Origin of the sequence: Bacillus sp. MHSD_36 (genome assembly GCF_030757775.1) — a bacterium.
Lineage (GTDB): Bacteria > Bacillota > Bacilli > Bacillales > Bacillaceae_G > Bacillus_A.
On the sequence record NZ_JAVBIS010000015.1, the window covers coordinates 24164 to 48367 of the forward strand.

Below are 24204 nucleotides of genomic sequence, written 5' to 3' on the forward strand. Positions count from 1 at the left end.
TGATGATCAAAGTGGTGAATTTACCTGTTCATGTAAAAATCACCAACTGTTAGACATAGTATTTTACACATTAGTTCTTCTATGCACGTCGAATTGCATTTTTTTATCTAATATTAGGCATTTATGACTTCTTTTTTTACATCTGGCAAGCCTTTTAATAAATTTTCAGCAATTGTTAACCATTTCGATGTCTCTAATCCATTTGTTTTCATAACGATTTTCAATTGTGATCCTTCCATTCCTAGACCAATCATACGTCCAAAACTATTTCCAAGCATGAATAATTTTCCGCCATCAATATTTTGACTCGCTTGTTCTGAGAACAGAATTGTTACTTCAAATTTATTTTGCTTAATTAACTCAATTTGTTCTTTCATTGCCAACACTTTAATATTTGCGATTTGTAATAAGTAACCAACTTCTTGCGGGTAATCACCAAATCTATCTATCATCTCTTCCTGCAACTCTTCAATATCCTCAATTGCAGAAACACCCCTAAATTGTTTATACATCATAATTTTTTGTTTACTATCTGAAATATAAGCATCCGGTAAATATGCATCTACTTCTAAATCAATTTCAACATTAACTGTATTTTCAACTCCGTCTGTCCCTCTACGCTGTTCAATTGCATCTTTTAACATTTGAGAATATAAATCAAAGCCGACAGAATCAATAAATCCATGTTGTTCGGCTCCTAACAAGTTACCCGCACCACGAATTGATAAGTCTCGCATCGCAATTTTGAAACCTGACCCAAGCTCTGTGAACTCTTTAATGGCTTGTAGACGCTTCTCGGCAACTTCTGACAACACTTTATCTCGTTTGTATGCAAAGTATGCATACGCAACACGATTAGAACGTCCAACACGTCCACGAAGCTGATACAACTGCGATAATCCCATACGATCTGCATCAAATACAATTAACGTATTTACATTCGGAATATCTACACCCGTCTCAATAATCGTTGTACTTACAAGAACGTCATGCTGACCTTCTAAAAACGATAGCATAACAGACTCTAATTCACTTTCGTTCATTTTCCCATGTGCATAAGTTACACGCGCGTCTGGAACTAACATCGAAATTTCATCTGCTTTTCGTTCGATATCCTCTACACGATTATATAGGAAGTAAACTTGACCACCTCTTGCAAGCTCTCGTTCTATCGCCTCTCGCATTAATGCTGGATTATACTCTACTACATACGTTTGAACTGGGAAACGATTTTCTGGCGGCGTCTCAATAACAGATAAATCACGCACACCAAGCATAGACATATGGAGCGTACGCGGAATTGGAGTTGCCGTTAATGTTAATACGTCAACATTTGCCTTTAATTGTTTAATTTTTTCTTTGTGCGTTACACCAAATCTTTGTTCTTCATCAATAATAAGAAGACCTAAATCTTTATAAGTAACATCTTTAGATAAAATACGATGTGTTCCGATTACAATGTCTACTGTTCCATCTTTCAAGCCCTTAATCGTTTCATTTTGCTGTTTTCTCGTACGGAATCTACTTAACAATCCTATATTGATTGGATAATCTTGAAAACGCTCTCGAATTGTTTCATAGTGTTGTTGTGCAAGGATCGTTGTCGGCACTAAAATCGCAACTTGCTTTTCATCCATAATTGCCTTAAACGCCGCACGAATAGCTACTTCTGTCTTTCCATACCCTACATCACCACAAAGAAGCCTATCCATTGGACGTCCGCGTTCCATATCCTTTTTAATCTCTTCAATAGAACGTAATTGATCCTCTGTCTCTTGATACGGGAAAGAAGACTCAAATTCTTGTTGTTCTGCCGTATCTGGTGTATATGCATAACCCTTTGAAGCTTCGCGCTCTGCATATAGTTTAATTAGGTCATCTGCAATATCTTGTACAGATTTTTCAACTTTCGTTTTGACCTTCTTCCAATCGTTTCCGCCCAATTTATAAACTTTCGGATCCTTACCTTCAGATCCTACATATTTTTGCACTTGGTCAATTTGTTCAATTGGAACGTATAACTTGTCATTACCTTGATATTTAATATTTAAATAATCTTTATGAACGCCATTAATCTCTAATGTCTCGATACCTAGAAATTTACCGATACCATGATTTACATGAACTACATAATCCCCAACTTTTAATTCCGAATAACTTTTAATACGTTCAGCATTAGATAACTTTTGCTTACGTTGTGATTTTTTAACTTTCTTATGAAAAAGCTCTTTTTCAGTAATGACAACAAGTTTTTGCATCGGCATTTCAAATCCTGCATGTAAATCACCTACAGCAATTTGTAACCTTCCAGGCAATAATATATCTGTACCCTCTACAATATCTGCCTCAATATCATAGTCACTTAAAATATGTTGTAGTTTTTTTACACGTTCATCATCTGTGCCTAGCACAACCGTCGTAAAATGTCCTTCATTCCATCTATCAATTTCAGTTTTCAATAACTGCATCTGTCCATGGAAATCTTGCATTGTCTTACATGTCACATTCACAATGTTTTGTGGGTGTGTATGGGCGATATGACGTAAGAATAACGTTAAATATACAAAGCTTCTTTTTTTATGATGAAGAAATTCTTCAAACGAGTGGGAGAATGATAAATCTTGAATAATCGTTCCCTCACCAAGAAGTGATATATACCATTCCGCTTCTTCCGTTTCAAGATGTGATGCTGTTTCTTGAATACGGGAAATCTCATCTAAAATCACAATACCGTCTTCTGGTAAATAATCTATCAGACTAGCAGGTTCGTTATAGAAAATAGATAAATATTTAAACATCTGTTCTATACTTTGCCCGTTTTTTAACATCTCAATTTCATGACTTACTGTCTCAAGCACTGTAGTCTTCAATTTATCATCGGAAAGTTTTTGCATCGTCTTAGTCAAGCCTTCTTCAAGATGCTTAATTCCCGCTTTCAATTCTTCCTGTGAAAATAAGAACTCTGTTGCTGGGCCGAATCTAACACTTTCTTTTTTATCTTGAGAGCGCTGTTCATCCACATCAAATAATCGAATAGAATCGACTTCTGTGTCGAAGAATTCAATACGAACTGGTAACTCTTCAGTTAGTGGGTAAATATCTAATATTCCCCCGCGCAAACTAAATTCCCCAGGAGCTTCTACCATCGACTTACGCTCATAGCCAATATGATGTAAGGTATGCAAGAATGTATCTAAATCAATCTCTTGCCCTAGACTGATTTCGATTTGCCTTTGCTTCCATAATTCTTTCATTGGTAAAAATCTGCGTAACCCTGCGACTGGCGCTACAATAACCCCGTGCTCTCCTGCAGCTAAGCGATTTAATACTTCAATGCGTTGCGCCTTCAATTCTGGGCTTGCAACACCAAGTTCTGATGCTATCAATTCATTTACTGGGTATAGCCACACATCTTTTTCACCAAGTAACGCCACTAAATCTTCGTGTACTTTTTGTGCTTGATATAGATTATGCGTCACAATAAGTTGTGATTTTTTTGTTTTTTTATATAAGGCCGCCATTAATAACGAACGAGAAGAGGTTGCCATACCTGATACAAGTTGCTCTTTTAAACCATCTTCTAATCCATTAATAACAGATTGAATCTCTTCATTTTTATAAAATTGCTCTAATAAACCTATCATTTTCAAAACCCCTCTCAACATAAAGAGCAAGCCACTGTATTTTATGCAAATATTTCGGAAAAAGAAAACAGAAAAATGCTTTGGACATGCCAAAGCGACAACATTTTATTGCAGAAATTTTTCATATTCATAATACTCAGGATAAGATGCTAGCGTTTCTTGACACAATTCACAAATCGTTTGTATATATATATTTCCATTCTCATGAAAATGAATCATCTCTACTACTTCTTGCTCTGTTAGTTGAAACAAAACGTCGCTATATACTTTTTCTGCGGTAACGGAGCCTACATTACTCCCGCAATGTCTGCAATAATAATACCCTTCCATACTAGCCTCCTATAAAATCCAATTACTGCTAGTATGTGTAAAAATAAAATAAAATATTCTCAATCATACCCTTAACTATTGAAAGTATTCATGATTTGAAGAAAAGGTTTATTTAACCATTCTTCACATGCATCCGCCGCTTTTTTAATAGAATGATTAACATCAGGAATTTCTTCTGATGTAAAACGTCCTAATACGTAATCTGCTACCTTCATTCCATTTTTCGGACGATCAATTCCCATGCGGATACGTTGAAACTCTTGTGTTCCTAAATGTGAAATTGTTGATTTCACACCATTATGTCCACCAGCACTACCTTTCATACGAAGGCGTAATTTACCTACAGGTATGTCTAAATCATCATACAGAACAACGAAGTCCTCTACATCAATTTTGTAATACTCCATAAGCGGACGAATGCTTTCCCCAGATGAATTCATATATGTAAGTGGCTTTAATAAGATTACTTTTTCTCCATTAACAAATCCTGCACCAAATACTCCTTTAAATTTTTGTTCGTTTAAAGAAATATTCCAACGCTTTGCAAGTTCATCAATTGCCATAAACCCAATATTATGCCTTGTTAATTCATATTCTCTACCCGGGTTCCCAAGTCCTACTATCAATTTCATTCTTGTACCACTACTTTCTTTTTTCGATACGAAAAGACGTAACCAATCTTGGTTACGTCTCATTCTATCCAATTAATTGAATAATACACTTACAGATTCTTCTTCGTATACACGAATGATTGCTTCTCCGATTAGTGGAGCAACTGAAAGTTCATGTACTTTGTCGATCTTCTTCTCTTCTGGTAATACGATAGAGTTCGTTACAACTAACTCTTTAATATTTGAGTTTTGAATACGCTCAATTGCTGGACCAGATAATACTGGGTGTGTACAGCAAGCATATACTTCAGAAGCACCGTTCTCAACAAGAGCGTTTGCTGCTAATGTAATTGTACCAGCTGTATCAATGATGTCATCAATTAAAATTGCTGTTTTACCTTCAATATTACCGATAATGTTCATTACCTCTGATACGTTTGGACGAGGACGACGCTTATCAATAATAGCGATTGGTGCTTTTAGGCGATCTGCCATTTTTCTAGCACGAGTTACTCCACCGTGATCAGGTGACACGATTACGATATCTTTAAGACCTTTTGTTTCAAAGTAATCTGAAAGAATCGGTACACCCATTAGGTGGTCGATTGGGATATCAAAGAACCCTTGAATTTGTGGAGCATGTAAATCTAGAGTGATTACACGAGTTGCACCTGCTGTTTCAAGCAAGTTTGCTACAAGTTTCGATGTAATTGGTTCACGAGAACGCGCTTTACGGTCTTGACGCGCATAACCATAGTAAGGAATAACAATATTAATTGTTTTTGCAGATGCACGCTTTAATGCATCGATCATAATAAGTAATTCCATGATATGTTCGTTTACTGGGAAGCTTGTAGATTGAATAATGAATACATCGCAACCACGGATACTTTCTTCAATGTTAATTTGAACTTCTCCATCACTAAAACGATCAACAGAACATTTTCCTAGCCCTACTCCAATGTGCTTTGCAATTTGCTCTGCAAGTTCCTTATTAGAGTTTAAAGAGAATACTTTCAAATTAGAATTTAGATATTGAGTCGACATCTAGATTAACCCTCCACATTATGATTTTTTCTTATTCAGCAATTGATCAACATAGTCTTCTTTGTTAACTTGACGTGCACGTGCTACAGATAATGCTTTTGATGGAACATTCTCTGTAATTGTAGAGCCTGCTGCCACATAAGCACCATCTTCAACTGTTACAGGAGCAACAAGGTTTGAATTACATCCAATAAATACCCCGTTACCAATCACAGTTTTGAATTTATTCTTACCGTCATAGTTCACCGTAATTGAACCACAACCAAGATTCACGTCTTCTCCAACTTGTGCATCCCCGATATAACTTAAGTGTGAAGCTTTACTTCTATTACCAAAGACAGTTTTTTTGATTTCCACGAAGTTTCCAACGCGTACTTCATCTCCAATAACTGAATCTGGGCGAATATGTGCAAATGGACCAACCGATACTTCTGTACCAAGTTTACTATCATGTACAGTAGATTGACGAATTGTCGTACGATCTCCAATTTCACTATCGCGAATTACTGTATGCGGTCCAATTTCACAATCAGAACCAATTACAGTGTTCCCCTCAATAATTGTTCCTGGATGAAGAACTGTATCACTACCGATAATTGCATCAGCAGAAATATATGTGTTACTTGGATCGATAATTGTAACACCATTTACCATATTCTTTCGGTTGATACGGTTTTTCATAATAATTTCCGCTTGCGATAGAGCGACTCTGTCGTTAACACCTAACGTTTCATCGAAGTGCTCTGTTTGATAAGCCGATACAATATGACCTTCATTTTTTAAAATCTCAATAACATCTGGCAGGTAATACTCACCTTGTACGTTATCATTTGAAACTTTAGAAAGTGAAGCGAATAAAGCTTTATTATCAAAACAATACGTACCTGTATTGATTTCTTTAATAGCTAATTCTTTCTCATTTGCATCCTTATGCTCAACAATCTTTTCAACATGACCATTCTCATTACGAACGATACGACCATATCCAGCAGGTTCTTCTATGTACGCTGTTAGCACCGTTGCCATTGCCCCTGCTTCTTTATGTTGCTGAAGTAATGCTTCCATCGTTTCAGCAGTTATTAGCGGCGTATCACCACAAATAACTAAAGTTGTTCCTTCTTCATTTGCAAGTACACTTGCAGCTTGATCTACAGCATGCGCTGTACCAAGTTGTTCTGCTTGTAATGCAAACTCACTTACGTTTCCTAGCTGTTCTTGTACCATTTCAGCACCATGTCCTACGACTGTTACAAGTTTCTGCAATCCTAATTGAGATACTTGATCGACAACATGTTGTACCATAGGTTTTCCACATACAGGATGAAGCACTTTGTATAGCTTAGACTTCATACGTGTGCCTTTACCTGCAGCTAGAATCACTGCAAATCTGTTTGACATATAGACCCTCCATCGCAACCTATTTATCCATTAACGATATTATCCTAAATCATCATATATTTCAAGAAACACATTTTAACTATTAAATTTTACCATAATTCTTATAAGATGTTTTACTCTTTAGTATCTTTTTTAAGAAATAAGCTATACTATTTAAAATGATTTTGAAAAAATTAGAAGTTTCCCTCTTTCTTTTATTTAATTTAGAATTTTCTAAATGAGATATATGTATAAACACAAAAAACAAACCCCTGTAAATGCTTACAGGAGTTTGTTGCAAAATTATAGGGCTTTCTCTAAAAAGCCCTTTTCATTCGAATTTTACGAAGCACCCGCTTCTTCAAACTCAACCTCTTCTAACTCGCCTAAACGATGATACTCTGTTAAAACCGCATCTTGAATTTTAGAGCGTGTACCAGAATTAATTGGGTGTGCAATGTCACGGAACTCTCCATCTGGAGTACGTTTACTTGGCATTGCTACAAATAATCCATTATTACCATCAATTACACGAATATCATGAACAACAAATTCATGGTCTAGAGTAATAGAGGCAATTGCTCTCATGCGGCCTTCTGTGTTTACGCGGCGTAATCTTACGTCAGTCACTTCCATCTTGTGTTCACCACCCTTTTCTAAATAAGCGATATATTTGTATAAATTCCACAAAATTTCTAATTTCCCTTTAATTTTTTAAAAATTTTTAAGATAAAAATTTTTAATGCAATTGAATATAGAGATTAGTGGAGGTTATCGCTTACAAAGAACTACTTAACTAGGGCAATTACCTCAATTTCAACTGAAACATCTTTCGGTAATTTTGCTACTTGTACACAAGACCGAGCTGGCTTATGAGCAGAGAAATAAGAGCCGTATACTTCATTAACAGCATTAAAATCATCCATATCTTTTAAGAATACTGTTGTTTTTACTACTGTATCAAATGAAGCACCTGCTTCTTCTAATACTGCTTGTAAATTTTGAAATACTTGCTCTGTTTGTACTGTCACGTCTCCCGCTACAAGCTCTCCACTTGCAGTTAACGGAATTTGTCCTGAACTGTAAAACATATTATTTACAATAATCCCTTGTGAGTATGGTCCAATCGCTTGTGGTGCATTGTTTGTTTGAACAACTTTCATATTTTTCACCCTTTTATTATTTATTTTTACTCTTTAAAAATAGTGCACGAAAAGCAGTTTGTCCATCTATTTTATAATTTATAAATATAATAAAAAAAAGATAAAGCTATTTGCTTTACCTTTTTACTCAGCCTCTACAAGTCCTTCATCAAATGGTGCCAATGAATAATTTCCTTTTTCCACTTGAATCGCTTTTTCTTTCACATCAACTTCTGATAGACGAATTAATGATACAAAGTTGTTAATTAGTCTTTCCTCAATATCAGTGGACTCTACTAATACACCAATACCAACAACATTGGCCTTAAACTCTTCTAACATACTCATCATACCTTGAATGGTTCCGCCAGCTTTCATGAAGTCATCAATAATTAGAACATTTGATCCTTCTGGAAGGCTACGCTTTGCTAACGTCATTGTTTGAATGCGTTTAGACGAACCTGATACATAATTAATACTAACAGTTGGGCCTTCTGTCACCTTATTATCTTTCCTTGCAATTACTACTGGTACATCTAAGTAATTCGCCACTGCATAAGCAAGTGGAATCCCTTTTGTTGCCACCGTCATAACTGCATCAATTGGTTGCCTAGCAAAAACAGAAGCAAATAAACGACCTGCGCCATTAATATGACGAGGATTACTTAAAAGATCTGTCATATATAAGTAACCTCCAGGCAAAATACGATCTGGATTTTCAAATAAGCTACAAAGCTCACCAATAATTAGATCTGCCTCTTCCTCACTTATATATGGTATATATTTCACTCCTCCTGCTGCTCCTGGTATCGTTTGCAATGTGCCGACCCCTTGTTGTTCAAACGTTTGCTTAATAATAACTAAATCTTCACTAATAGAAGACTTAGCTGATTGATACCTTTCAGCAAAAAAAGTGAGAGAAACTAGCTGACGAGGGTTTTGTAACAAGTAATAAGTCATATCGACTAATCTTGTACTTCGTCTAATTTTCATACTCTCACCTCAAATCACGAATATTCTAAACAAATCATAACGTATTATACGTCTTTATTCAAGCGTTTCTCGCTCTCCTAATAAACGTACTGCGTATACTTGTTCACAAAATCCTTTTAATCCGTTATATATACGATGCATTCGTGAATCATGGTGCACAAGACCGAATACAGTTGGGCCACTTCCACTCATTAATACTGCATCCGCCCCAAATCGCTTCATCTGTGCCTTAATACGTGCAACTTCAGGATGCATCGCAAACGTTACATCTTCTAAAACGTTACCAACAGTATCACAAATCCCTTTGTAGTCCCCAGCATTTATGACATCAACCATTTTATCTACATTCGGATGTGTAACTCGATTTAACTTTAAATTCCCATACACATCAGCAGTAGATACACCAATATGAGGTTTTGCTAAAATAACCCAGCAAGAAGGTGGAGTTTTTATATGCTCAATTTGCTCTCCTCTTCCAGTGGCAATCGCTGTCCCACCATATACGCAAAACGATACATCTGATCCAATTTCTGCGCCAAGCTCTGCTAATTGATCAATTGTAAGCCCTAAATTCCATAATTTATTAAGGCCACGTAATGTCGCTGCTGCATCACTACTTCCACCTGCTAATCCAGCTGCTACTGGAATCGTTTTTTCAATAGTAATAGACACGCCTTTTTTCACATTAAACTTCTCTTTTAATAATCTCGCTGCTTGATAAGCTAAATTTCTTTGGTCGTCTGGGACATACCGATTATGGGATAAAATTTCAATACGGTCTTCTGCTAATTCCATTAGTTCTAAACGATCCGCTAAATCAATTGTTGTCATAATCATTTTCACTTCATGATATCCGTCTTGTCTTTTTCCCAGTACATCTAACGACAGATTAATCTTTGCTGGTGCTTTCACTAGTAGCTTCAATCTATTCACCCACTCTATGTACTCAATCTTTTATCGTTTATTTTACCATAAATTTATAGTAAGACGATGACACTTCCCTAATTATAACGAAAAGCATTCAGAATGAAACTACTTATGTAAAATGATGGCACCTTTTATAGTACAAAAAGCCGAGGAATCACTCCTCGGCTACCGTAGCATAGAAAGTATCTTACAACTACTGGTTTTGTTTCATTAATTGCTGTTCTGCAATTTCTATAGCACGTTTCACCATGTTACCAGCATCTTTCGCACGAATTCCGCCCCATCCTTCTTTCTGAACAACATCATAAAAGCCTAGCTCTTTTGCAAGCTCTTCTTTAAATTGATTTGACATAACACCTCTTCGTCTACTCAATGCAGAGTCCCTCCTTATTTTGCTACGGTATAATTAGTATGCAAAATAATATAGCTTTTCATTTGTGGGAATATATGTAACGATACATGAATTATAAAATCGCTTCATTATGAGGTTCACCATAAAATGTTAACTCTACTGTCTCTGTTAAAACATCCGCATAGCTATACGATACACGTTGCAATGCATCTTCTTGTTGATCCAGTTGTACAACAAAAACAGAACGGTACGTTTCTGCAAGTACACCTGATTGTTCTACAGTTTTTCTTCTCCCACTGTTCGCCTTTAACATCAGTCTCTGTCCAAGATGGTGATCTAATTCGCTTTTAATTTCATCTAAACGTTTTGACATATACTTCGTTACACCTCGCTGTAATTTAGATTGAACACTTAAAACACGATATATCTATCCCAATTATTAACCGCAACTCACAGACAATATCATTATAAAAGCATTATGCGTTCGAATAGATAGAAGAAATACTATATTGTAAAAGTATCATTATGTAGTCTGTGCGTTCTTGTCTCTTTTTATCCAAGCTGATTTAAATCCTTTCGATACAAAAAAGCAAGATACATATGTACCTTGCTTATTCTTCATAATGTTGAAAGGGTAATCCAGTTCTTAAAATTCCCCTTGTCTCAATCCCACCAAGTCCCTTTTCGCCAGTAATCGTATTACGTACAACATCCCATACATTGACTCTCTCCATAAATGACGTAAAACTAATTTTACCAACCACATATACAGGATCTAGTGCGTGAATATTAATTCTAGATGGGGAGCTAGCAAAATTAGCGCCTGCTCGAATTAATGCTTCAAAGTGGGATTGACATGCCCCAGCAAAAATAACGAGTTGATCCAATGAAGGATATTTTTTTCTCACCTCTCTAACAGCCTGTACAAAATGCCTTGAATGCCTATATGCCGCTAAATCTCCCTTTACTCCTTTTGCTTTTGTATATGCATCGTGCCCTGTGATTACTAAAATGTCTGGGCGAAAATGGTCTATTAAATCTACTACCTTTTCATGCATCTCTGTTTCTTTACAATGAATACCTTGTACAGGAACACCAATTTTATTATATAAGTCTAGACACTTGCGCAAGTATAATGGGTCTCCATCTATATGCAATACACGTCCTGGCATTTGAAAATAATTCACCTCACTCGTATATCCACCAGTTGAAGTGTGTTCATGCCTTTGTTTCATTAATACATAATCTTGTTGAAACAAACGATACGTGCGCTCCATTGTTTCTTTCTCACGCTTCGCTCTCTTTTTATGTTCTCTTTGATCTATACTAATTAAATCTTCAAGCGGCGCATCTGCCACCAATCTAATTTCCTCTCCAAATAATATAGCTATCTCGCCTTTTATTTCTATAATACGAAAAAGAATATCCCTATTATGAGAATATCGTTCCACTAATTCTCCAACATGTAAAGCCATTCTCCTACCTCCAAACTCGTTAGGCCATCTTACCTGTTTTTAAAGTATGAATTTAGGAGGGGAAAGGTGACAAAAGGGACAGTTCAATTTGAACTGTCCCTTTTATATTCTTAGGATAATTTATGAAGAACTAATGCGTTACTTAATGTTGCAAACTCCTCGATAGATAGCGTCTCGCCTCTTCTTTTTGGATCAATTCCTACCTCTGTTAAAATTCGATCCAATAACTCTTTATCTTTCGGGAAACCATTTAAATTATTTGATAAATTATTCATTAAAGTTTTACGACGCTGTGCAAAACTTGCTCGTACTACTTCAAAGAAGAACGTCTCATCTGTTACTTCTACAACTGGTTTCGGGCGCTTTAGGAGGCGGATAATTGCAGAATCAACATTTGGTTGTGGTACAAACACTGTACGCGGTACAGTCATAACTGTTTCTACCTCTGTATAATATTGAATAGCAATTGATAAAGAACCATACTCTTTCGTTCCAGGTTTAGCAGCTAAACGATCCCCAACCTCTTTTTGCATCATCACGACAAATCCACGAACCGGTAATTTCTCTTCTAGCAATTTAAATAAAATTGGCGTTGTAATATAGTATGGTAAATTAGCTACTACCATTACATCTTGCCCTTCTTCAAATTGCTCACTAAACACCTCATGTACATCTGCCTTTAGTACATCTTTATTGATAACTGTAACGTTGCCATATGGAGCTAATGTCTCATCTAAAATTGGTAATAATCTTTGATCAATTTCAAAAGCCACCACTTTTTTAGCACGCTTCGCTAATTGTTCTGTTAATGCACCGATACCTGGTCCAATTTCAATTGCACCACTTTCCGGACCAATTTCAGCGTGATCTACGATACGATTTAATACATTCGTATCAATTAAAAAATTTTGCCCTAAACTTTTTTTGAATGAAAATCCATACTTTTCAACAATGTCTTTCGTACGATTTGGTGTTGCGATATCCTTCATTTTCTTTCCTCCTGTATGACTTGCTTATAGGCTTCTGCAAATGATTCTTTTGAAACTTGAAACATCTGTAAACGTTTATGTAACTGTTTTGCGTTTGTATAACCAATCTTTAATAGCTTACCCATTCTTTCTCTGCGACTCTTTGCCATTTCTCCGCCCACTAAACCTGCATCGACTAGATCGCTCCAACTAATTTCACTTGTGTAAGCTTCCATTTCTTCATGTATATTCTCTAAAGCACGGCGAATTGATTCATTAGAAGCATGTTCAATTCCCACACCTTTTTTCCTTTTAGCCAGTGCTTCTTCCTTCGGTAAAAAAGCATGTTTACATCCGGGTACCTTATCAGAAATAATTTTTCGAATACGCTCTCCAGGATAATCCGGATCTGTAAAAATAATAACGCCTCTTTTTTGCAGCGCTAATTTAACTTGCTCAATAACATGATCACCGATTGCTGAACCGTTCGTTTCAATTGTATCCGCATCAACAGCACGCTTAATCGCAACTGTATCATCTTTACCTTCTACAACGATAATCTCTTTAATTTTCATGCTTGCCTCCACACTCGTTTCGTCTCTACTTAGTAAAACAAAAAAATGACGACTTTTCCATTATTATTTTCCCCATTCTTACATTTTAAAAAATAGAATGTCCAAAACCTTGTTCTCTCTCCTTATTGTAACACTTCCTCATTCGCCCGTATTTTCTCTATCACTCCTCCTACTTTTTTATAAAAATAAAAAAAGAATGGGCTCTCCCACTCCTTTTTATTCAACACCAAATAAAGCTTTTGCGTTTTTCGTTGTCATTTCTGCTACTTCCTCATAAGAAATTCCTTTTAAGTTCGCAATTTCTTCTGCTACGAGTTTTACATAACTTGGTTCATTTCGTTTCCCTCGAAATGGATGCGGTGTTAAATACGGACAATCCGTCTCTATTAACAATTTCTCTAATGGAATCTCCGCAGCAACTTCTTTCGGCTTCTTAGCGTTTTTAAAGGTAACTGGTCCGCCTAACGAAATTAAAAAGTTCATATTAACACATCGCTCTGCTACTTCTACACTGCCACTAAAGCAATGCATAATGCCTCCTACTTCAGCTGCATTCTCTTCTTCTAGAATATCAACGATATCTTGAGTTGCATCGCGGTTATGTATAATAATCGGCAATTTTACTTTTTTGGCTAATGCAATTTGTTTACGGAATACTTCTTTCTGGATTTCTTTTGGAGACTTATCCCAATGATAATCTAAGCCCATCTCTCCAAGTGCAACAACTTTAGGATGAGAAGCAAGTTCTTCTAACCAAGCTAAATGCTCTTCTGTCATGTCGATTGCATCAACTGGATGCCATCCAACCGCAGCATAAATAAAATCATAGGCCTCAGCTAATTCAATCGCCTTTTTTATCGTTACTTCATCAAACCCAACAACAACTGTATAAGTAACTCCCGCTTCTTTCATTCGGGCAATAACTTCTTGCAAATCTTCTTCAAATTGCTCTGCATTTAAATGTGAATGTGTATCAAACAACATCATACATAACTCCTTTTATATTGAAATCAAGTTTATTCTACAAAAATAAGCTCTTTCATAACTTAACGATACCAATACTACAATCTTAATGCAAAATTGAGAGTGTAAAAAGAAAAAAGACGCTTCACACATGTTACACGTGAAACATCTCTTTTCTTGTCTTAATTACTTGATTTTTGTACCATTTGGTAGATTTTGGTCAATTGATGCTAATGACAATACGCCATTCTCTTCACCCGCTAAAATCATACCTTGTGATAATTCACCGCGTAATTTTACAGGTTTTAAGTTTGTTACACAAATAACCTTTTTACCTTTTAGTTCTTCTGGTGAATAGAATTTCGCAATTCCAGAAACAACTTGACGCTTTTCTGTGCCTAAGTCTAGTTGAATTTTTAACAACTTGTCTGCTTTTTTCACAGGTTCAGCAGACAGTACTTCAGCTACGCGTAATTCTACTTTAAAGAAATCATCAATTGTAATTTCTTCTGCCTTCGGTTCTTCTTCTTTTTTCTCTTCTACTTTAGGAGCAGAGGCTTTCATTTGTTCTTTAATGTATTCTACCTCTACTTCCATTTCTAAACGAGGGAAAATCGGGTTTCCTTTTTCTACTTTTGTTCCAGCTGGAATGCAGCCAATTGTAGACAGGCTTTCCCAAGATGTATGTGCTTCTTCAGCAAGGCCAAGCTGAGCAAACATCTTGCTTGGTGCTACTGTTAAGAATGGCATAAGCATAATACCTGTTTGACGAAGTACCTCTGCTAAGTGAGCCATTACAGAAGCTAACTTTTCACGATCATTTTCATCTTTTGCTAATACCCACGGTTGTGTTTCATCAATATATTTATTCGTACGGCTAACCAATTGCCAAATTGAACTTAGAGCTACAGAGAATTCCATATTCTCCATTGCTTCTTCTACTTTTTTCAATGTATCCTGTGCAAACGCTACTAACGTTTCATCAAATTCCGTTACATTTGCTTTAAATGCAGGGATTTCTCCGTTAAAGTATTTATCAATCATAGCTACTGTACGATTTAATAGGTTACCTAAGTCATTTGCTAAATCGAAATTAATACGCTCCACAAATCCTTCTGGTGTGAATACGCCATCAGATCCGAACGGAACTTCACGAAGTAAGTAATAACGTAATGCATCTAATCCGTAACGATCGATTAATGTAACTGGATCTACTACGTTACCTTTTGACTTACTCATTTTTCCATCCTTCATTAAAATCCAACCATGAGCAAATACTTTTTTCGGAAGAGGTAAATCTAATGCCATTAAAATGATTGGCCAATAAATTGTATGGAAACGAACGATTTCTTTTCCAACTAAATGCACGTCTGCTGGCCAGAACTTCTTATACATTTCTTCATTTTCTGTTCCATAACCTAATGCTGTAATGTAGTTAGATAATGCGTCAACCCATACGTAAATAACGTGTTTCGGGTTACCTGGAACACGAACTCCCCAGTCAAACGAAGTACGAGAAACTGCTAAATCTTCTAAGCCTGGTTTAATGAAGTTATTAATCATTTCATTCTTACGAGACTCTGGCTGAATGAAATGTGGATTATCTTCATAGAATTTTAATAGTCTGTCGACATATTTACCCATTCTAAAGAAATATGACTCTTCACGAACAAGTTCTACATTATGACCACTATCTGGACTTTTTCCTCCAACTACTTTGTCACCTTCCATAATTGGATCTACTAATTGATGCTCTGTATAGAATGTCTCATCCTGTACAGAATACCAACCTTCATATTCATCAAGGTAAATATCACCTTGATCTACTAGTTGTTTGAAGATTTTTTCAACAACATCTTTATGACGATCTTCCGTTGTACGAATAAAATCATCATAAGAGATATCCATCTTCTCCCAAAGTTCTTTAATTCCTGCAACGATGTTATCCACATATGCTTGTGGTGTAACGTTTAATTCTTCTGCTTTCTTTTGGATCTTCTGTCCATGCTCATCAGTTCCTGTTAAATAATGAACATTGTATCCTTGCATACGCTTATATCGTGCCATCGCATCTCCTGCTACCGTTGTATAAGCATGCCCAATGTGTAATTTTCCACTTGGATAATAAATTGGGGTAGTAATATAAAAGGATTTGTTTTCCTCTGTCATTGTTTTGGACCTCCCGGATAACCTCATATGTATTTATAAATAGTATATCAAAAACTTATATATAAAGTGAAACTTTAATCTGTAAGGGTCTTGTTCATTCCCACGGATTATTAGCCCGCACCAATTGGGCTTTTACGAATAATCCGGCCCCCACTTAAATTCTTTGCCCTAACCGAATTTTAAATTTAGAATCTTACTGCTCGTTAATGCAAAATAAAAACGAGTTCATATTTTGTATATTTATCATCTATTACTCATATTTCAAGAAAATATACAGTCATCACTTACAATTTATAAACTTTTCTGAAAATAAAGTGAAATAATAGTAGAAATTACTCACATTCTATTATATATAAGAAGTAAGAAATCTATAAATCTTTTTAAAAAATATAGAATTTAAGAATTGACGGAAATGTAAATGATTGGTATCATATGTCCATAGGGTATTTTGTCGAAAAATGACGAATCTAAAAATAGACTCGAAACTTATAAACTATTTCTTTAGGAGGAAAAGAATTATGAAATCTACTGGTATCGTTCGTAAAGTTGATGAATTAGGTCGTGTAGTAATTCCAATCGAATTACGCCGTACTTTAGGTATTGCAGAAAAGGATGCTCTTGAAATCTATGTTGATGACGAGAAAATCATCTTAAAAAAATATAAGCCAAACATGACTTGCCAAGTAACTGGTGAAGTATCTGATGGTAACCTATCTTTAGCTGAAGGTAAAATTATCTTAAGCAAAGAAGGCGCTGAGCAAATCTTAAACGAGCTTCAAGATTATATCGAAACAGCAAAATAAGCTTCTCAATTATGAGAAGCTTATTTTTTATCGACATGATAGATTTGATATACATCGCGTTTCGACAAATCTCGATCTTTAGCGACTGTTTTTATCGCCTCTTTTGAATTCATATCTTTTTCGTTTATATAATGTTCAATATGGTCATATACCGAAATAGATTCCCACCATTGTTCTTCTGGAGCTGGTTCTTCCGTTGAACCAGCTACTAAAATACAAAACTCACCACGAACTTCATTTTGTTTCGTCCACTCAATTGCTTCTTCAACTGTTCCACGAATAAATTCCTCGAATTTTTTCGTTAACTCTCGACATAATACAATTTCTCTATTCCCCAACACTTCTTGCATCGAGATTAAAGTATCATCCAGGCGGTGAGGTGCTTCATAAAACATCATTGTAGTTTGTATATAACGAAGCTTCTCTAACTCCTTTTTTCTTTCTTTTTTATTTCTTTGTAAAAATCCATAGAAATAAAACTGTTTTGTTTCAAGACCTGATGCAATTAATGCTGTAAGGGCTGCATTTGCCCCAGGAAGCGGGATAGCATGATACTGTTCCGCTACAGCCTCTACAACAATATCGTAACCTGGATCGGAAATACACGGCATACCAGCATCACTAACAAGTGCTACAGTCTTTCCTTCTTCTAGCTTCTCTAATATTTTCTTTCCACTTACTCCCTTATTATGCTCATGGTAACTCATAACAGGTGTTTCAATTTCGAAGTAATTACAAAGCTTTTTCGTTTGTCTCGTATCTTCAGCAGCAATTAAATCAGCTTCTTTTAAAATTCGGATTGCACGAAATGTCATATCTTCTAAATTCCCAATAGGGGTTGGTACTAAATATAAAACGCCCTTTTCATTTTGTTGAAAGCTTTTTTGTTGCCACATAAGGTTCTCCTTTTTGCATATATTCTTCTTTTTGTTTTCTATTTAATTGCTTAAAATAGTACTCTGCTTGCATAGCTGTACGCTTATCTTCATGAAATTCTACGTATTTTAAAGCAACAGGAAGTCTAGCACGCGTATACCTAGCCCCTTTTCCGCTATTATGGGTCTCAATCCGCTTCTCTATATGATTTGTATATCCAGCATAATAACTTCCATCAGAGCACTCTACTACATAAAAACAATGCTTATTCTTCTCCATATAAAATTGAAAGAATCTCCTTTGTGTATTCATTATTTTCTTCATATACAAAAAGAGGTGGCAATATTTTTAGATCTGCGTTTCCGTCCTTAATTCCTTCAATTAACAATGTATTCGCTTCTTTTCCTGCCTTAGGATAAACAAATCGTACACGCTTTGGTTCAATTTTGTATTTACGCATTAATGTAACAATGTCTAGTAAACGACCTGGACGATGTACAAATGCCACTTTCCCGCCTTGCTTTACTAACTGACTGCTTGCAGATACAACATCCTCTAATGTACACATAATCTCATGGCGAGCTATCGCTAAATGTTCATTCATATTTTTTTCAGACGTTGCAGGTGTTTGGAAATAAGGCGGATTACATGTGACAACATCATATTGATGACGTCCAAGTTTCTCCGGCATATTTTTCAAATCCCCGTGTATTAAGTGAATTCTTTCTTCTAACTTATTGTATTGGACACTTCTTATTCCCATATCATATAAGCGTTCTTGAATTTCTACACCAGTAATATTCCCTTTTGTTCTTGTACTTAATAGAAGGGGCACAACTGCATTACCTGTACACAAATCAAGTAAATTACCTTTTTGAATTGGCACCCAAGCAAAGTCTGCAAGTAAAACAGCATCTAACGAGAAATTAAATACTGATGGGCTTTGTATAATCTTCAAATCTTGTGCTAATAAGTAATCTAAACGTTCATCTTCATATAAATTCATATGTTACTCCTTTTCTTACACTTAACCTACCCTATTTCATCTTCAACTAATAAAGTAAAACTTTAATCAGTGGGGGTTTTCTTCATCCCCCACTGATTATTAGCCCTCACCAATCGGATTTTTATGGGCAGCCCGACCCCCACCTAAATTCTTTGCTTTCGCTGAATTTTGAGATGGGGGTCTTACTGCCCATTAAAGCGGGATAAAAAACATATTTCATTCTACTCTCATGTATAAAAAATTACCTTTCCAATTAACATTGGAAAGGTAATTTCACTTTTTATTTAAAAATGACAGGCAGAATAAACAATCTCCCTCTTTACGTACACTTCCATAATGCAGATTACAAATATGAAAACCTTCTTGATATAGTCTTGCTAAATTATCGTAGCCTTCACCAATATCTGTTTTCGGCTTCACTTCTTTACGTTTTTGAGTTTTTTGTTTTTCTTTAATCTGCACTTCTTCAAAGCGGTGTCGCAAATTTTCATTTTCCATTTTTATATGTTGGTTTTCTTCCAGCAACTCTGCAAGATGTTGCTTTAATTCTCCCAACTGTTTATATAAATGTCCAATTTGCTCTTCCATACTAGAAACCGATGCAAAAATATCTTTTTTCTCCACAAGCACCCACCTCATTAATCTGTGGTTTGACTCGAAACGACCCCTTTATTCACTAACTCATCTAACGTATATTCTACTATCCGTTCCTTGTCTACTAGTTCCACTTGAATTAATCTTTCTAAAATATTTAATCCGATAACACGGCCAGTACCATGCGGGGTTTGTATACGTTGATCTAAATCAGGAAGTTGTTCCTTTGCTGCCTCATATTCATCGTTCTCATATTTTAAGCAACACATTAAGCGACCACATAAACCAGAGATTTTTGCAGGATTTAATGATAAATTTTGATCCTTTGCCATCTTAATGGATACAGGTTCAAAATCTCCTAAAAAAGTAGAACAACAAAGCATACGACCACACGGACCAATACCACCAAGCATCTTCGCTTCATCACGAACACCAATTTGTCTTAGTTCAATTCTTGTCCTAAAAATTGCTGCTAAGTCCTTCACTAGTTCGCGGAAATCAATACGACCATCCGCAGTAAAGTAGAAAATAATCTTATTGCGATCGAACGTATACTCTACATCTACAAGTTTCATATCAAGATTATGTTCTACTACCTTTTGCTGACAAACTTGATATGCTTCTTTCGCAGCATGTTTGTTCTCTTCAACAATGGTACGATCATTTTCATTTGCAATACGAATAACCTTTTTTAGCGGTAATACAACGTCGTTTTCATCAACTTGCTTTTTGGTAATAACTACTTTTCCATATTCAATACCTCTTACAGTTTCTACAATTACAAACTCATTTTCAGAGATATCGAACTGATTTGGATCAAAGTAATACACCTTTCCGGCCTTCTTAAAGCGAACACCTACTACATCATACAAAACGGTCATCCCTCCTGCAACCGCAACACTAACTGTTCGAACACAAGCTGCGCATTTACATTAGCGTTGATTCTATTTTTTGCCTCTAATATATTAAAGAGAGCTGATACAATGCGCTTCTGAGCGTAGGAGAAAGATTCAAACATCTCTTTCTGCTCATGAAAAACAAGACGATCTTCTTCTCCAAGTTGAACATATAATAAATCCTTATAGATAAGGAGTAACATATCTAAACCTTGCTGTAATTGTTCTTTCTCTCCAAAGTGTTTTCCCCATTTTTCTTGTACAAAAAAAATAGAGGCTTTATCTTTTTCGAGCGCTTCACATAATTTTATCACTAAAGCTCGTGCTTGTGCAAACCATTCATCACTACATAAAGCTAAAGCTTCATCAAAACTATTTGTGAGTTGTGCGGCAAGTGTCGATAAAGATGTCGTAACACCTTCATCCTGTAATCTTCTAATTAAAGATTCCGTAGGTAAAGGTCTAAATGTAACAACTTGACAGCGAGATAAAATCGTATTTAAAATTTGATGACTTTGTTCAGTAAGTAAAATAGCTGTTGTATCACTACTTGGTTCTTCTAAAAATTTCAAAAGTGTATTCGCTGCATTTGCTGTCATACGGTCTGCGTGCTCAATAATATATACTTTTTTATTTGCTTCTAATCCTGTTTTTGAAAACTCTTCTTGTAAATCATGAATTTGCTGCTTTTTAATAGATAATCCGTCTGGTTTTACAATATGTAAGTTCGGGTGGTTACCTGAATCAATTCGCTTACAATTTGTACATACATGACAAGGCTCTACTCCATTCCGCTGAGAACAGAGAAAACTTTTTGCCATTTGAATTGCTGTCGCAAACTTTCCTGTCCCTTTCCCTCCCTCTAACAAATAAGCGTGGGATATACGCTCTTTTGCAATGCTATTCATCAACATTTTTACACCGATGGGTTGTATAGCAGAAAGCTGCTCCCACGTCTTCGTCATAATGCATACCTCACTTATTTCATTCTTTCCTTCTATTATAACAATTTATCTTCTATAACCTGAATAACTTCTTCTATAAGTTTTTCCATTGGCTGATCAGCATTTACCAATACAATACGATCCGAGAAACGTTCTACAACTTGTAAATATCCTTCACGCACACGTTTATGGAAAGAGATATCTTCCATATCTAATCGATTCACTTCACGTCCTGCATCTTTTGCAATTCGAGCTAAGCCAACCTCTGGCTCAATATCTAAGTAAATTGTTAAACTAGGCATACAGTCTTCTGTTGCGAAACGATTTATTTCAAATACTTTATCCATACCTAATCCTCTTGCATATCCTTGATACGCTAAAGAGCTATCTATAAAGCGATCACATAATACAAGGTAATCTTCATTAAGCGCCGGCATAACTTTTTCTACTAAATGCTGTCTACGTGCAGCAGCATACAGAAGCGCCTCTGTACGTGCTTCCATCATCGTATACTCTTGTTTATGTAAAATTGTTCTAATATCCTCAGAAATTGCAATACCACCTGGTTCTCTTGTCACCATTACCTTTTGTTCTTTTTGTTCAAAGTACGGTAATAAACTTTGAATTAACGTTGTTTTACCCGAGCCTTCTGGGCCTTCAATTGTTACAAATAATCCCTTCATCCTAAAACCTACTTTCTATATCATACACTTTCATATATTTCGTGCTGCCTTGAAAGCGAGCGCCTGCTTTCTCTAAATACGTAATTTGCTCTTTATGTTCTGAAGTAATTTTTTCTCCATACATAATCAATGGAATTCCAGGTGGATACGGAATTACCATTTCCGCCGCTATCATCCCAACTGCTTCTTCTACAGATACTACTTTTGTTTCATATCCTCCCAGTTGTTTATATGTATACGGTAAAGGAGAAATTTCTCCCTTATAAGTATAACGAATAGATTCTTTCTTGTCTTTCACCTCATAAGATTGCAATGCCACCCGGATCATCTCTATAGCTTTCATATACTTCTTATTTACTTGCAAAGGCAAAATAAATAAGACATTATATGGATCTGCCATTTCCGTATATATACCGACCTTTTCAAATACAGACTGTAATTCGTATCCTGATAACTGACAACGTGTCTGTACGGTAACTTTTAACTCATCTTGTAATGGATATTGTAAAATAGCTATTTGTGGGATAGAAGATAGTTCTTCTTTAAATTCCCGTGAAAACTCGACAATTTCATCATGTCCCTTTTCTTTTATACGCGCTATTGTAAAGCGTGCAATATCAAGAGAAGTCATAATTGGATAAGATGGACTACTAGATTGTAGCATACTTAAATAAGTAGAAACTTTTTCTTCTTTCACTAAGCCGCTATTTATATGTAAATAGGATCCCATCGTCATCGCAGGTAATGTTTTATGTGCGGAATGAACTACAATATCTGCACCATATGCTAAAGCTGACTTTGGAAATGCCCCGCCTAAACAAAAATGAGCCCCATGTGCTTCATCTACTAAAACAGGGATTTTATGTGCATGTGCATAAGCGATGCTTTCCTCTAAATCCATCCCCATACCATAATAATTAGGATGTGTTAAAATAAGTGCTTTCGCACTTGGATATTTTTCAATTGCTTCCTTAATAATTTCATTATGAATTCCCACGGGTACGTTATAAGCTTCATCAATCCATGGATCTAAAAAAATTGGATTTGCTCCTGCTAATTTTAAACCATTAATAATGGATTTATGACAATTTCTTTGTACAAGAACAATATCATGTTCCCCACAACAAGACAAAATCATTGCTAAGTTCCCGACTGTTGAACCATTGATTAAAAAATAACTTTTTTCTACTCCATATATATCAGCTAATAATTGTTGTGCCTCATCTATACATTCAAACGGACTATGTAAATCATCTAATCCTGATAACTCAGTTACATCGATAGATAGTATATCTTTAAACTCCTCTACTGCCTCCTGAGGGAAGTTTAAACCATTTTTATGACCTGGAACATGAAAAGATAATGGCCCTCTTTCTTTAAACTCTATTAATGCCTCATATAAAGGTATGCGATTTTGATTCATCTATATCTCTTCCTTATTATTTCATTCTTTCTCTATTATACAGAACAAAAAAAATAATAGGCATATGCCTATTTAAAAATATGATACTTCTAATTTCCGAAGCTGTTTTAAATAATATATATACTTCGGATCATTTGTCTCCGTATTCACCATGTCTTTTTCACATTCATCACATATTAAATTATTATAAACATATATTCCTTCTTTTCTTTCTGTCTCACAAACAATACAAACCTCGTTTTGTGATTTCATACCCTTCCCTCCCTATTCAAATGAACATATTTCATACTTCTATTCCTTAACAATTTCCGGAAAAATATACATCGATTTCTTATATAATATGATTCATCCTTGGGCAACGTGTTTGTATTATCACGACTTCTTTTTACGTACTGTTTGAAAACAC

26 protein-coding genes are annotated in these 24204 nt (G+C 35.6%); 1 reads left to right on the top strand and 25 read right to left on the bottom strand.

The window, feature by feature from the left end; translation table 11 throughout:
- Nucleotides 1-113 precede the first annotated feature (113 nt).
- The 16 genes from mfd to metG form a co-directional block, all read right to left on the bottom strand.
- The gene (gene mfd, locus Q9B79_RS26240) at nucleotides 114-3644 is read right to left on the bottom strand and encodes a transcription-repair coupling factor (protein ID WP_306188877.1); all 3531 of its coding nucleotides are present in this window, start codon (nucleotides 3642-3644) and stop codon (nucleotides 114-116) included.
- Between the two features lie 105 nt (nucleotides 3645-3749).
- Nucleotides 3750-3974 (bottom strand): anti-sigma-F factor Fin, encoded by a 225-nt coding sequence (locus Q9B79_RS26245; protein ID WP_098668009.1) that lies wholly within the window; start codon nucleotides 3972-3974, stop codon nucleotides 3750-3752.
- A gap of 71 nt (nucleotides 3975-4045) precedes the next feature.
- Nucleotides 4046-4606, bottom strand: a complete 561-nt coding sequence (gene pth / locus Q9B79_RS26250; protein ID WP_306188909.1) for an aminoacyl-tRNA hydrolase — start codon at nucleotides 4604-4606, stop codon at nucleotides 4046-4048.
- A gap of 72 nt (nucleotides 4607-4678) precedes the next feature.
- Nucleotides 4679-5632, bottom strand: coding sequence for a ribose-phosphate diphosphokinase (locus tag Q9B79_RS26255; protein WP_000107420.1), 954 nt, complete (start codon nucleotides 5630-5632; stop codon nucleotides 4679-4681).
- 18 nt (nucleotides 5633-5650) lie between these two features.
- Nucleotides 5651-7030, bottom strand: coding sequence for a bifunctional UDP-N-acetylglucosamine diphosphorylase/glucosamine-1-phosphate N-acetyltransferase GlmU (gene glmU, locus Q9B79_RS26260; protein ID WP_000071036.1), 1380 nt, complete (start codon nucleotides 7028-7030; stop codon nucleotides 5651-5653).
- A gap of 321 nt (nucleotides 7031-7351) precedes the next feature.
- Nucleotides 7352-7645, bottom strand: coding sequence for a septation regulator SpoVG (gene spoVG / locus Q9B79_RS26265; protein WP_000454041.1), 294 nt, complete (start codon nucleotides 7643-7645; stop codon nucleotides 7352-7354).
- Nucleotides 7646-7797: 152 nt separating this feature from the next.
- On the bottom strand, nucleotides 7798-8172 hold the full coding sequence (locus Q9B79_RS26270; RefSeq protein WP_000869808.1) for a RidA family protein: 375 nt from the start codon (nucleotides 8170-8172) through the stop codon (nucleotides 7798-7800).
- A gap of 123 nt (nucleotides 8173-8295) precedes the next feature.
- Nucleotides 8296-9144 (bottom strand): pur operon repressor, encoded by an 849-nt coding sequence (gene purR / locus Q9B79_RS26275; protein WP_000702473.1) that lies wholly within the window; start codon nucleotides 9142-9144, stop codon nucleotides 8296-8298.
- 54 nt (nucleotides 9145-9198) lie between these two features.
- The gene (ispE, locus tag Q9B79_RS26280; RefSeq protein WP_000772099.1) at nucleotides 9199-10068 is read right to left on the bottom strand and encodes a 4-(cytidine 5'-diphospho)-2-C-methyl-D-erythritol kinase; all 870 of its coding nucleotides are present in this window, start codon (nucleotides 10066-10068) and stop codon (nucleotides 9199-9201) included.
- 196 nt (nucleotides 10069-10264) lie between these two features.
- Nucleotides 10265-10444 (bottom strand): acid-soluble spore protein SspF, encoded by a 180-nt coding sequence (gene sspF, locus Q9B79_RS26285; RefSeq protein WP_001985066.1) that lies wholly within the window; start codon nucleotides 10442-10444, stop codon nucleotides 10265-10267.
- A gap of 91 nt (nucleotides 10445-10535) precedes the next feature.
- Complete coding sequence (veg, locus tag Q9B79_RS26290; RefSeq protein ID WP_098668012.1) at nucleotides 10536-10796, bottom strand: biofilm formation stimulator Veg; 261 nt, start codon at nucleotides 10794-10796, stop codon at nucleotides 10536-10538.
- Nucleotides 10797-11034: 238 nt separating this feature from the next.
- Nucleotides 11035-11898 carry a sporulation peptidase YabG gene (yabG, locus tag Q9B79_RS26295; RefSeq protein ID WP_048526387.1) on the bottom strand — a complete coding sequence of 288 codons (864 nt, stop codon included), beginning with the start codon at nucleotides 11896-11898 and terminating at the stop codon, nucleotides 11035-11037.
- A gap of 110 nt (nucleotides 11899-12008) precedes the next feature.
- Complete coding sequence (rsmA, locus tag Q9B79_RS26300; RefSeq protein WP_071758545.1) at nucleotides 12009-12887, bottom strand: 16S rRNA (adenine(1518)-N(6)/adenine(1519)-N(6))-dimethyltransferase RsmA; 879 nt, start codon at nucleotides 12885-12887, stop codon at nucleotides 12009-12011.
- Nucleotides 12884-13441, bottom strand: coding sequence for a ribonuclease M5 (gene rnmV / locus Q9B79_RS26305; protein ID WP_000692830.1), 558 nt, complete (start codon nucleotides 13439-13441; stop codon nucleotides 12884-12886). Before rnmV ends, rsmA begins: the two co-directional genes overlap by 4 nt.
- 216 nt (nucleotides 13442-13657) lie before the next feature.
- The gene (locus tag Q9B79_RS26310) at nucleotides 13658-14425 is read right to left on the bottom strand and encodes a TatD family hydrolase (RefSeq protein WP_306188888.1); all 768 of its coding nucleotides are present in this window, start codon (nucleotides 14423-14425) and stop codon (nucleotides 13658-13660) included.
- 165 nt (nucleotides 14426-14590) lie between these two features.
- Nucleotides 14591-16573 (bottom strand): methionine--tRNA ligase, encoded by a 1983-nt coding sequence (gene metG, locus Q9B79_RS26315; protein ID WP_306188890.1) that lies wholly within the window; start codon nucleotides 16571-16573, stop codon nucleotides 14591-14593.
- A 518-nt stretch (nucleotides 16574-17091) separates the two neighbouring features.
- Here metG and Q9B79_RS26320 point away from each other — a divergent pair.
- The gene (locus Q9B79_RS26320) at nucleotides 17092-17376 is read left to right on the top strand and encodes a transition state genes transcriptional regulator AbrB (RefSeq protein WP_000843036.1); all 285 of its coding nucleotides are present in this window, start codon (nucleotides 17092-17094) and stop codon (nucleotides 17374-17376) included.
- 20 nt (nucleotides 17377-17396) lie between these two features.
- Here the strand turns inward: Q9B79_RS26320 and rsmI are convergent, their stop codons facing one another.
- From rsmI to Q9B79_RS26365, 9 genes are all read right to left on the bottom strand, one after another.
- Nucleotides 17397-18272 carry a 16S rRNA (cytidine(1402)-2'-O)-methyltransferase gene (gene rsmI, locus Q9B79_RS26325; RefSeq protein WP_306188893.1) on the bottom strand — a complete coding sequence of 292 codons (876 nt, stop codon included), beginning with the start codon at nucleotides 18270-18272 and terminating at the stop codon, nucleotides 17397-17399.
- Complete coding sequence (locus Q9B79_RS26330; RefSeq protein ID WP_306188895.1) at nucleotides 18241-18531, bottom strand: GIY-YIG nuclease family protein; 291 nt, start codon at nucleotides 18529-18531, stop codon at nucleotides 18241-18243. Before Q9B79_RS26330 ends, rsmI begins: the two co-directional genes overlap by 32 nt.
- Nucleotides 18518-19258: a tRNA1(Val) (adenine(37)-N6)-methyltransferase gene (locus tag Q9B79_RS26335; RefSeq protein ID WP_306188898.1), complete on the bottom strand. Its 741-nt coding sequence runs from the start codon at nucleotides 19256-19258 to the stop codon at nucleotides 18518-18520. Before Q9B79_RS26335 ends, Q9B79_RS26330 begins: the two co-directional genes overlap by 14 nt.
- A 273-nt stretch (nucleotides 19259-19531) precedes the next feature.
- Complete coding sequence (yabA, locus tag Q9B79_RS26340; protein ID WP_000412056.1) at nucleotides 19532-19882, bottom strand: DNA replication initiation control protein YabA; 351 nt, start codon at nucleotides 19880-19882, stop codon at nucleotides 19532-19534.
- Nucleotides 19883-19896: 14 nt separating this feature from the next.
- Nucleotides 19897-20724: a PSP1 domain-containing protein gene (locus tag Q9B79_RS26345; RefSeq protein ID WP_000272429.1), complete on the bottom strand. Its 828-nt coding sequence runs from the start codon at nucleotides 20722-20724 to the stop codon at nucleotides 19897-19899.
- Nucleotides 20725-20729: 5 nt separating this feature from the next.
- On the bottom strand, nucleotides 20730-21713 hold the full coding sequence (gene holB, locus Q9B79_RS26350; protein ID WP_306188901.1) for a DNA polymerase III subunit delta': 984 nt from the start codon (nucleotides 21711-21713) through the stop codon (nucleotides 20730-20732).
- Nucleotides 21714-21748: 35 nt separating this feature from the next.
- The gene (gene tmk, locus Q9B79_RS26355) at nucleotides 21749-22375 is read right to left on the bottom strand and encodes a dTMP kinase (RefSeq protein ID WP_306188903.1); all 627 of its coding nucleotides are present in this window, start codon (nucleotides 22373-22375) and stop codon (nucleotides 21749-21751) included.
- A 1-nt stretch (nucleotide 22376) separates the two neighbouring features.
- Entirely contained in the window at nucleotides 22377-23798 is a 1422-nt protein-coding gene (locus Q9B79_RS26360) for an aminotransferase class I/II-fold pyridoxal phosphate-dependent enzyme (RefSeq protein WP_306188905.1), read from the bottom strand.
- A 72-nt stretch (nucleotides 23799-23870) separates the two neighbouring features.
- Nucleotides 23871-24050 (bottom strand): sigma factor G inhibitor Gin, encoded by a 180-nt coding sequence (locus tag Q9B79_RS26365; RefSeq protein ID WP_306188907.1) that lies wholly within the window; start codon nucleotides 24048-24050, stop codon nucleotides 23871-23873.
- Nucleotides 24051-24204: the final 154 nt, after the last annotated feature.

Excerpts from the sequence above, each read along its gene's own strand:
- mfd (WP_306188877.1), bottom strand. The coding sequence starts at position 3,644 with ATGATAGGTTTATTAGAGCAATTTTATAAAAATGAAGAGATTCAATCT.
- Q9B79_RS26245 (WP_098668009.1), bottom strand. The coding sequence starts at position 3,974 with ATGGAAGGGTATTATTATTGCAGACATTGCGGGAGTAATGTAGGCTCC.
- pth (WP_306188909.1), bottom strand. The coding sequence starts at position 4,606 with ATGAAATTGATAGTAGGACTTGGGAACCCGGGTAGAGAATATGAATTA.
- Q9B79_RS26255 (WP_000107420.1), bottom strand. The coding sequence starts at position 5,632 with ATGTCGACTCAATATCTAAATTCTAATTTGAAAGTATTCTCTTTAAAC.
- glmU (WP_000071036.1), bottom strand. The coding sequence starts at position 7,030 with ATGTCAAACAGATTTGCAGTGATTCTAGCTGCAGGTAAAGGCACACGT.
- spoVG (WP_000454041.1), bottom strand. The coding sequence starts at position 7,645 with ATGGAAGTGACTGACGTAAGATTACGCCGCGTAAACACAGAAGGCCGC.
- Q9B79_RS26270 (WP_000869808.1), bottom strand. The coding sequence starts at position 8,172 with ATGAAAGTTGTTCAAACAAACAATGCACCACAAGCGATTGGACCATAC.
- purR (WP_000702473.1), bottom strand. The coding sequence starts at position 9,144 with ATGAAAATTAGACGAAGTACAAGATTAGTCGATATGACTTATTACTTG.
- veg (WP_098668012.1), bottom strand. The coding sequence starts at position 10,796 with ATGTCAAAACGTTTAGATGAAATTAAAAGCGAATTAGATCACCATCTT.
- yabG (WP_048526387.1), bottom strand. The coding sequence starts at position 11,898 with ATGGCTTTACATGTTGGAGAATTAGTGGAACGATATTCTCATAATAGG.
- rsmA (WP_071758545.1), bottom strand. The coding sequence starts at position 12,887 with ATGAAGGATATCGCAACACCAAATCGTACGAAAGACATTGTTGAAAAG.
- rnmV (WP_000692830.1), bottom strand. The coding sequence starts at position 13,441 with ATGAAAATTAAAGAGATTATCGTTGTAGAAGGTAAAGATGATACAGTT.
- Q9B79_RS26310 (WP_306188888.1), bottom strand. The coding sequence starts at position 14,425 with ATGTTGTTTGATACACATTCACATTTAAATGCAGAGCAATTTGAAGAA.
- metG (WP_306188890.1), bottom strand. The coding sequence starts at position 16,573 with ATGACAGAGGAAAACAAATCCTTTTATATTACTACCCCAATTTATTAT.
- Q9B79_RS26320 (WP_000843036.1), top strand. The coding sequence starts at position 17,092 with ATGAAATCTACTGGTATCGTTCGTAAAGTTGATGAATTAGGTCGTGTA.
- rsmI (WP_306188893.1), bottom strand. The coding sequence starts at position 18,272 with ATGTGGCAACAAAAAAGCTTTCAACAAAATGAAAAGGGCGTTTTATAT.
- Q9B79_RS26330 (WP_306188895.1), bottom strand. The coding sequence starts at position 18,531 with ATGGAGAAGAATAAGCATTGTTTTTATGTAGTAGAGTGCTCTGATGGA.
- Q9B79_RS26335 (WP_306188898.1), bottom strand. The coding sequence starts at position 19,258 with ATGAATTTATATGAAGATGAACGTTTAGATTACTTATTAGCACAAGAT.
- holB (WP_306188901.1), bottom strand. The coding sequence starts at position 21,713 with ATGACGAAGACGTGGGAGCAGCTTTCTGCTATACAACCCATCGGTGTA.
- tmk (WP_306188903.1), bottom strand. The coding sequence starts at position 22,375 with ATGAAGGGATTATTTGTAACAATTGAAGGCCCAGAAGGCTCGGGTAAA.
- Q9B79_RS26360 (WP_306188905.1), bottom strand. The coding sequence starts at position 23,798 with ATGAATCAAAATCGCATACCTTTATATGAGGCATTAATAGAGTTTAAA.
- Q9B79_RS26365 (WP_306188907.1), bottom strand. The coding sequence starts at position 24,050 with ATGAAATCACAAAACGAGGTTTGTATTGTTTGTGAGACAGAAAGAAAA.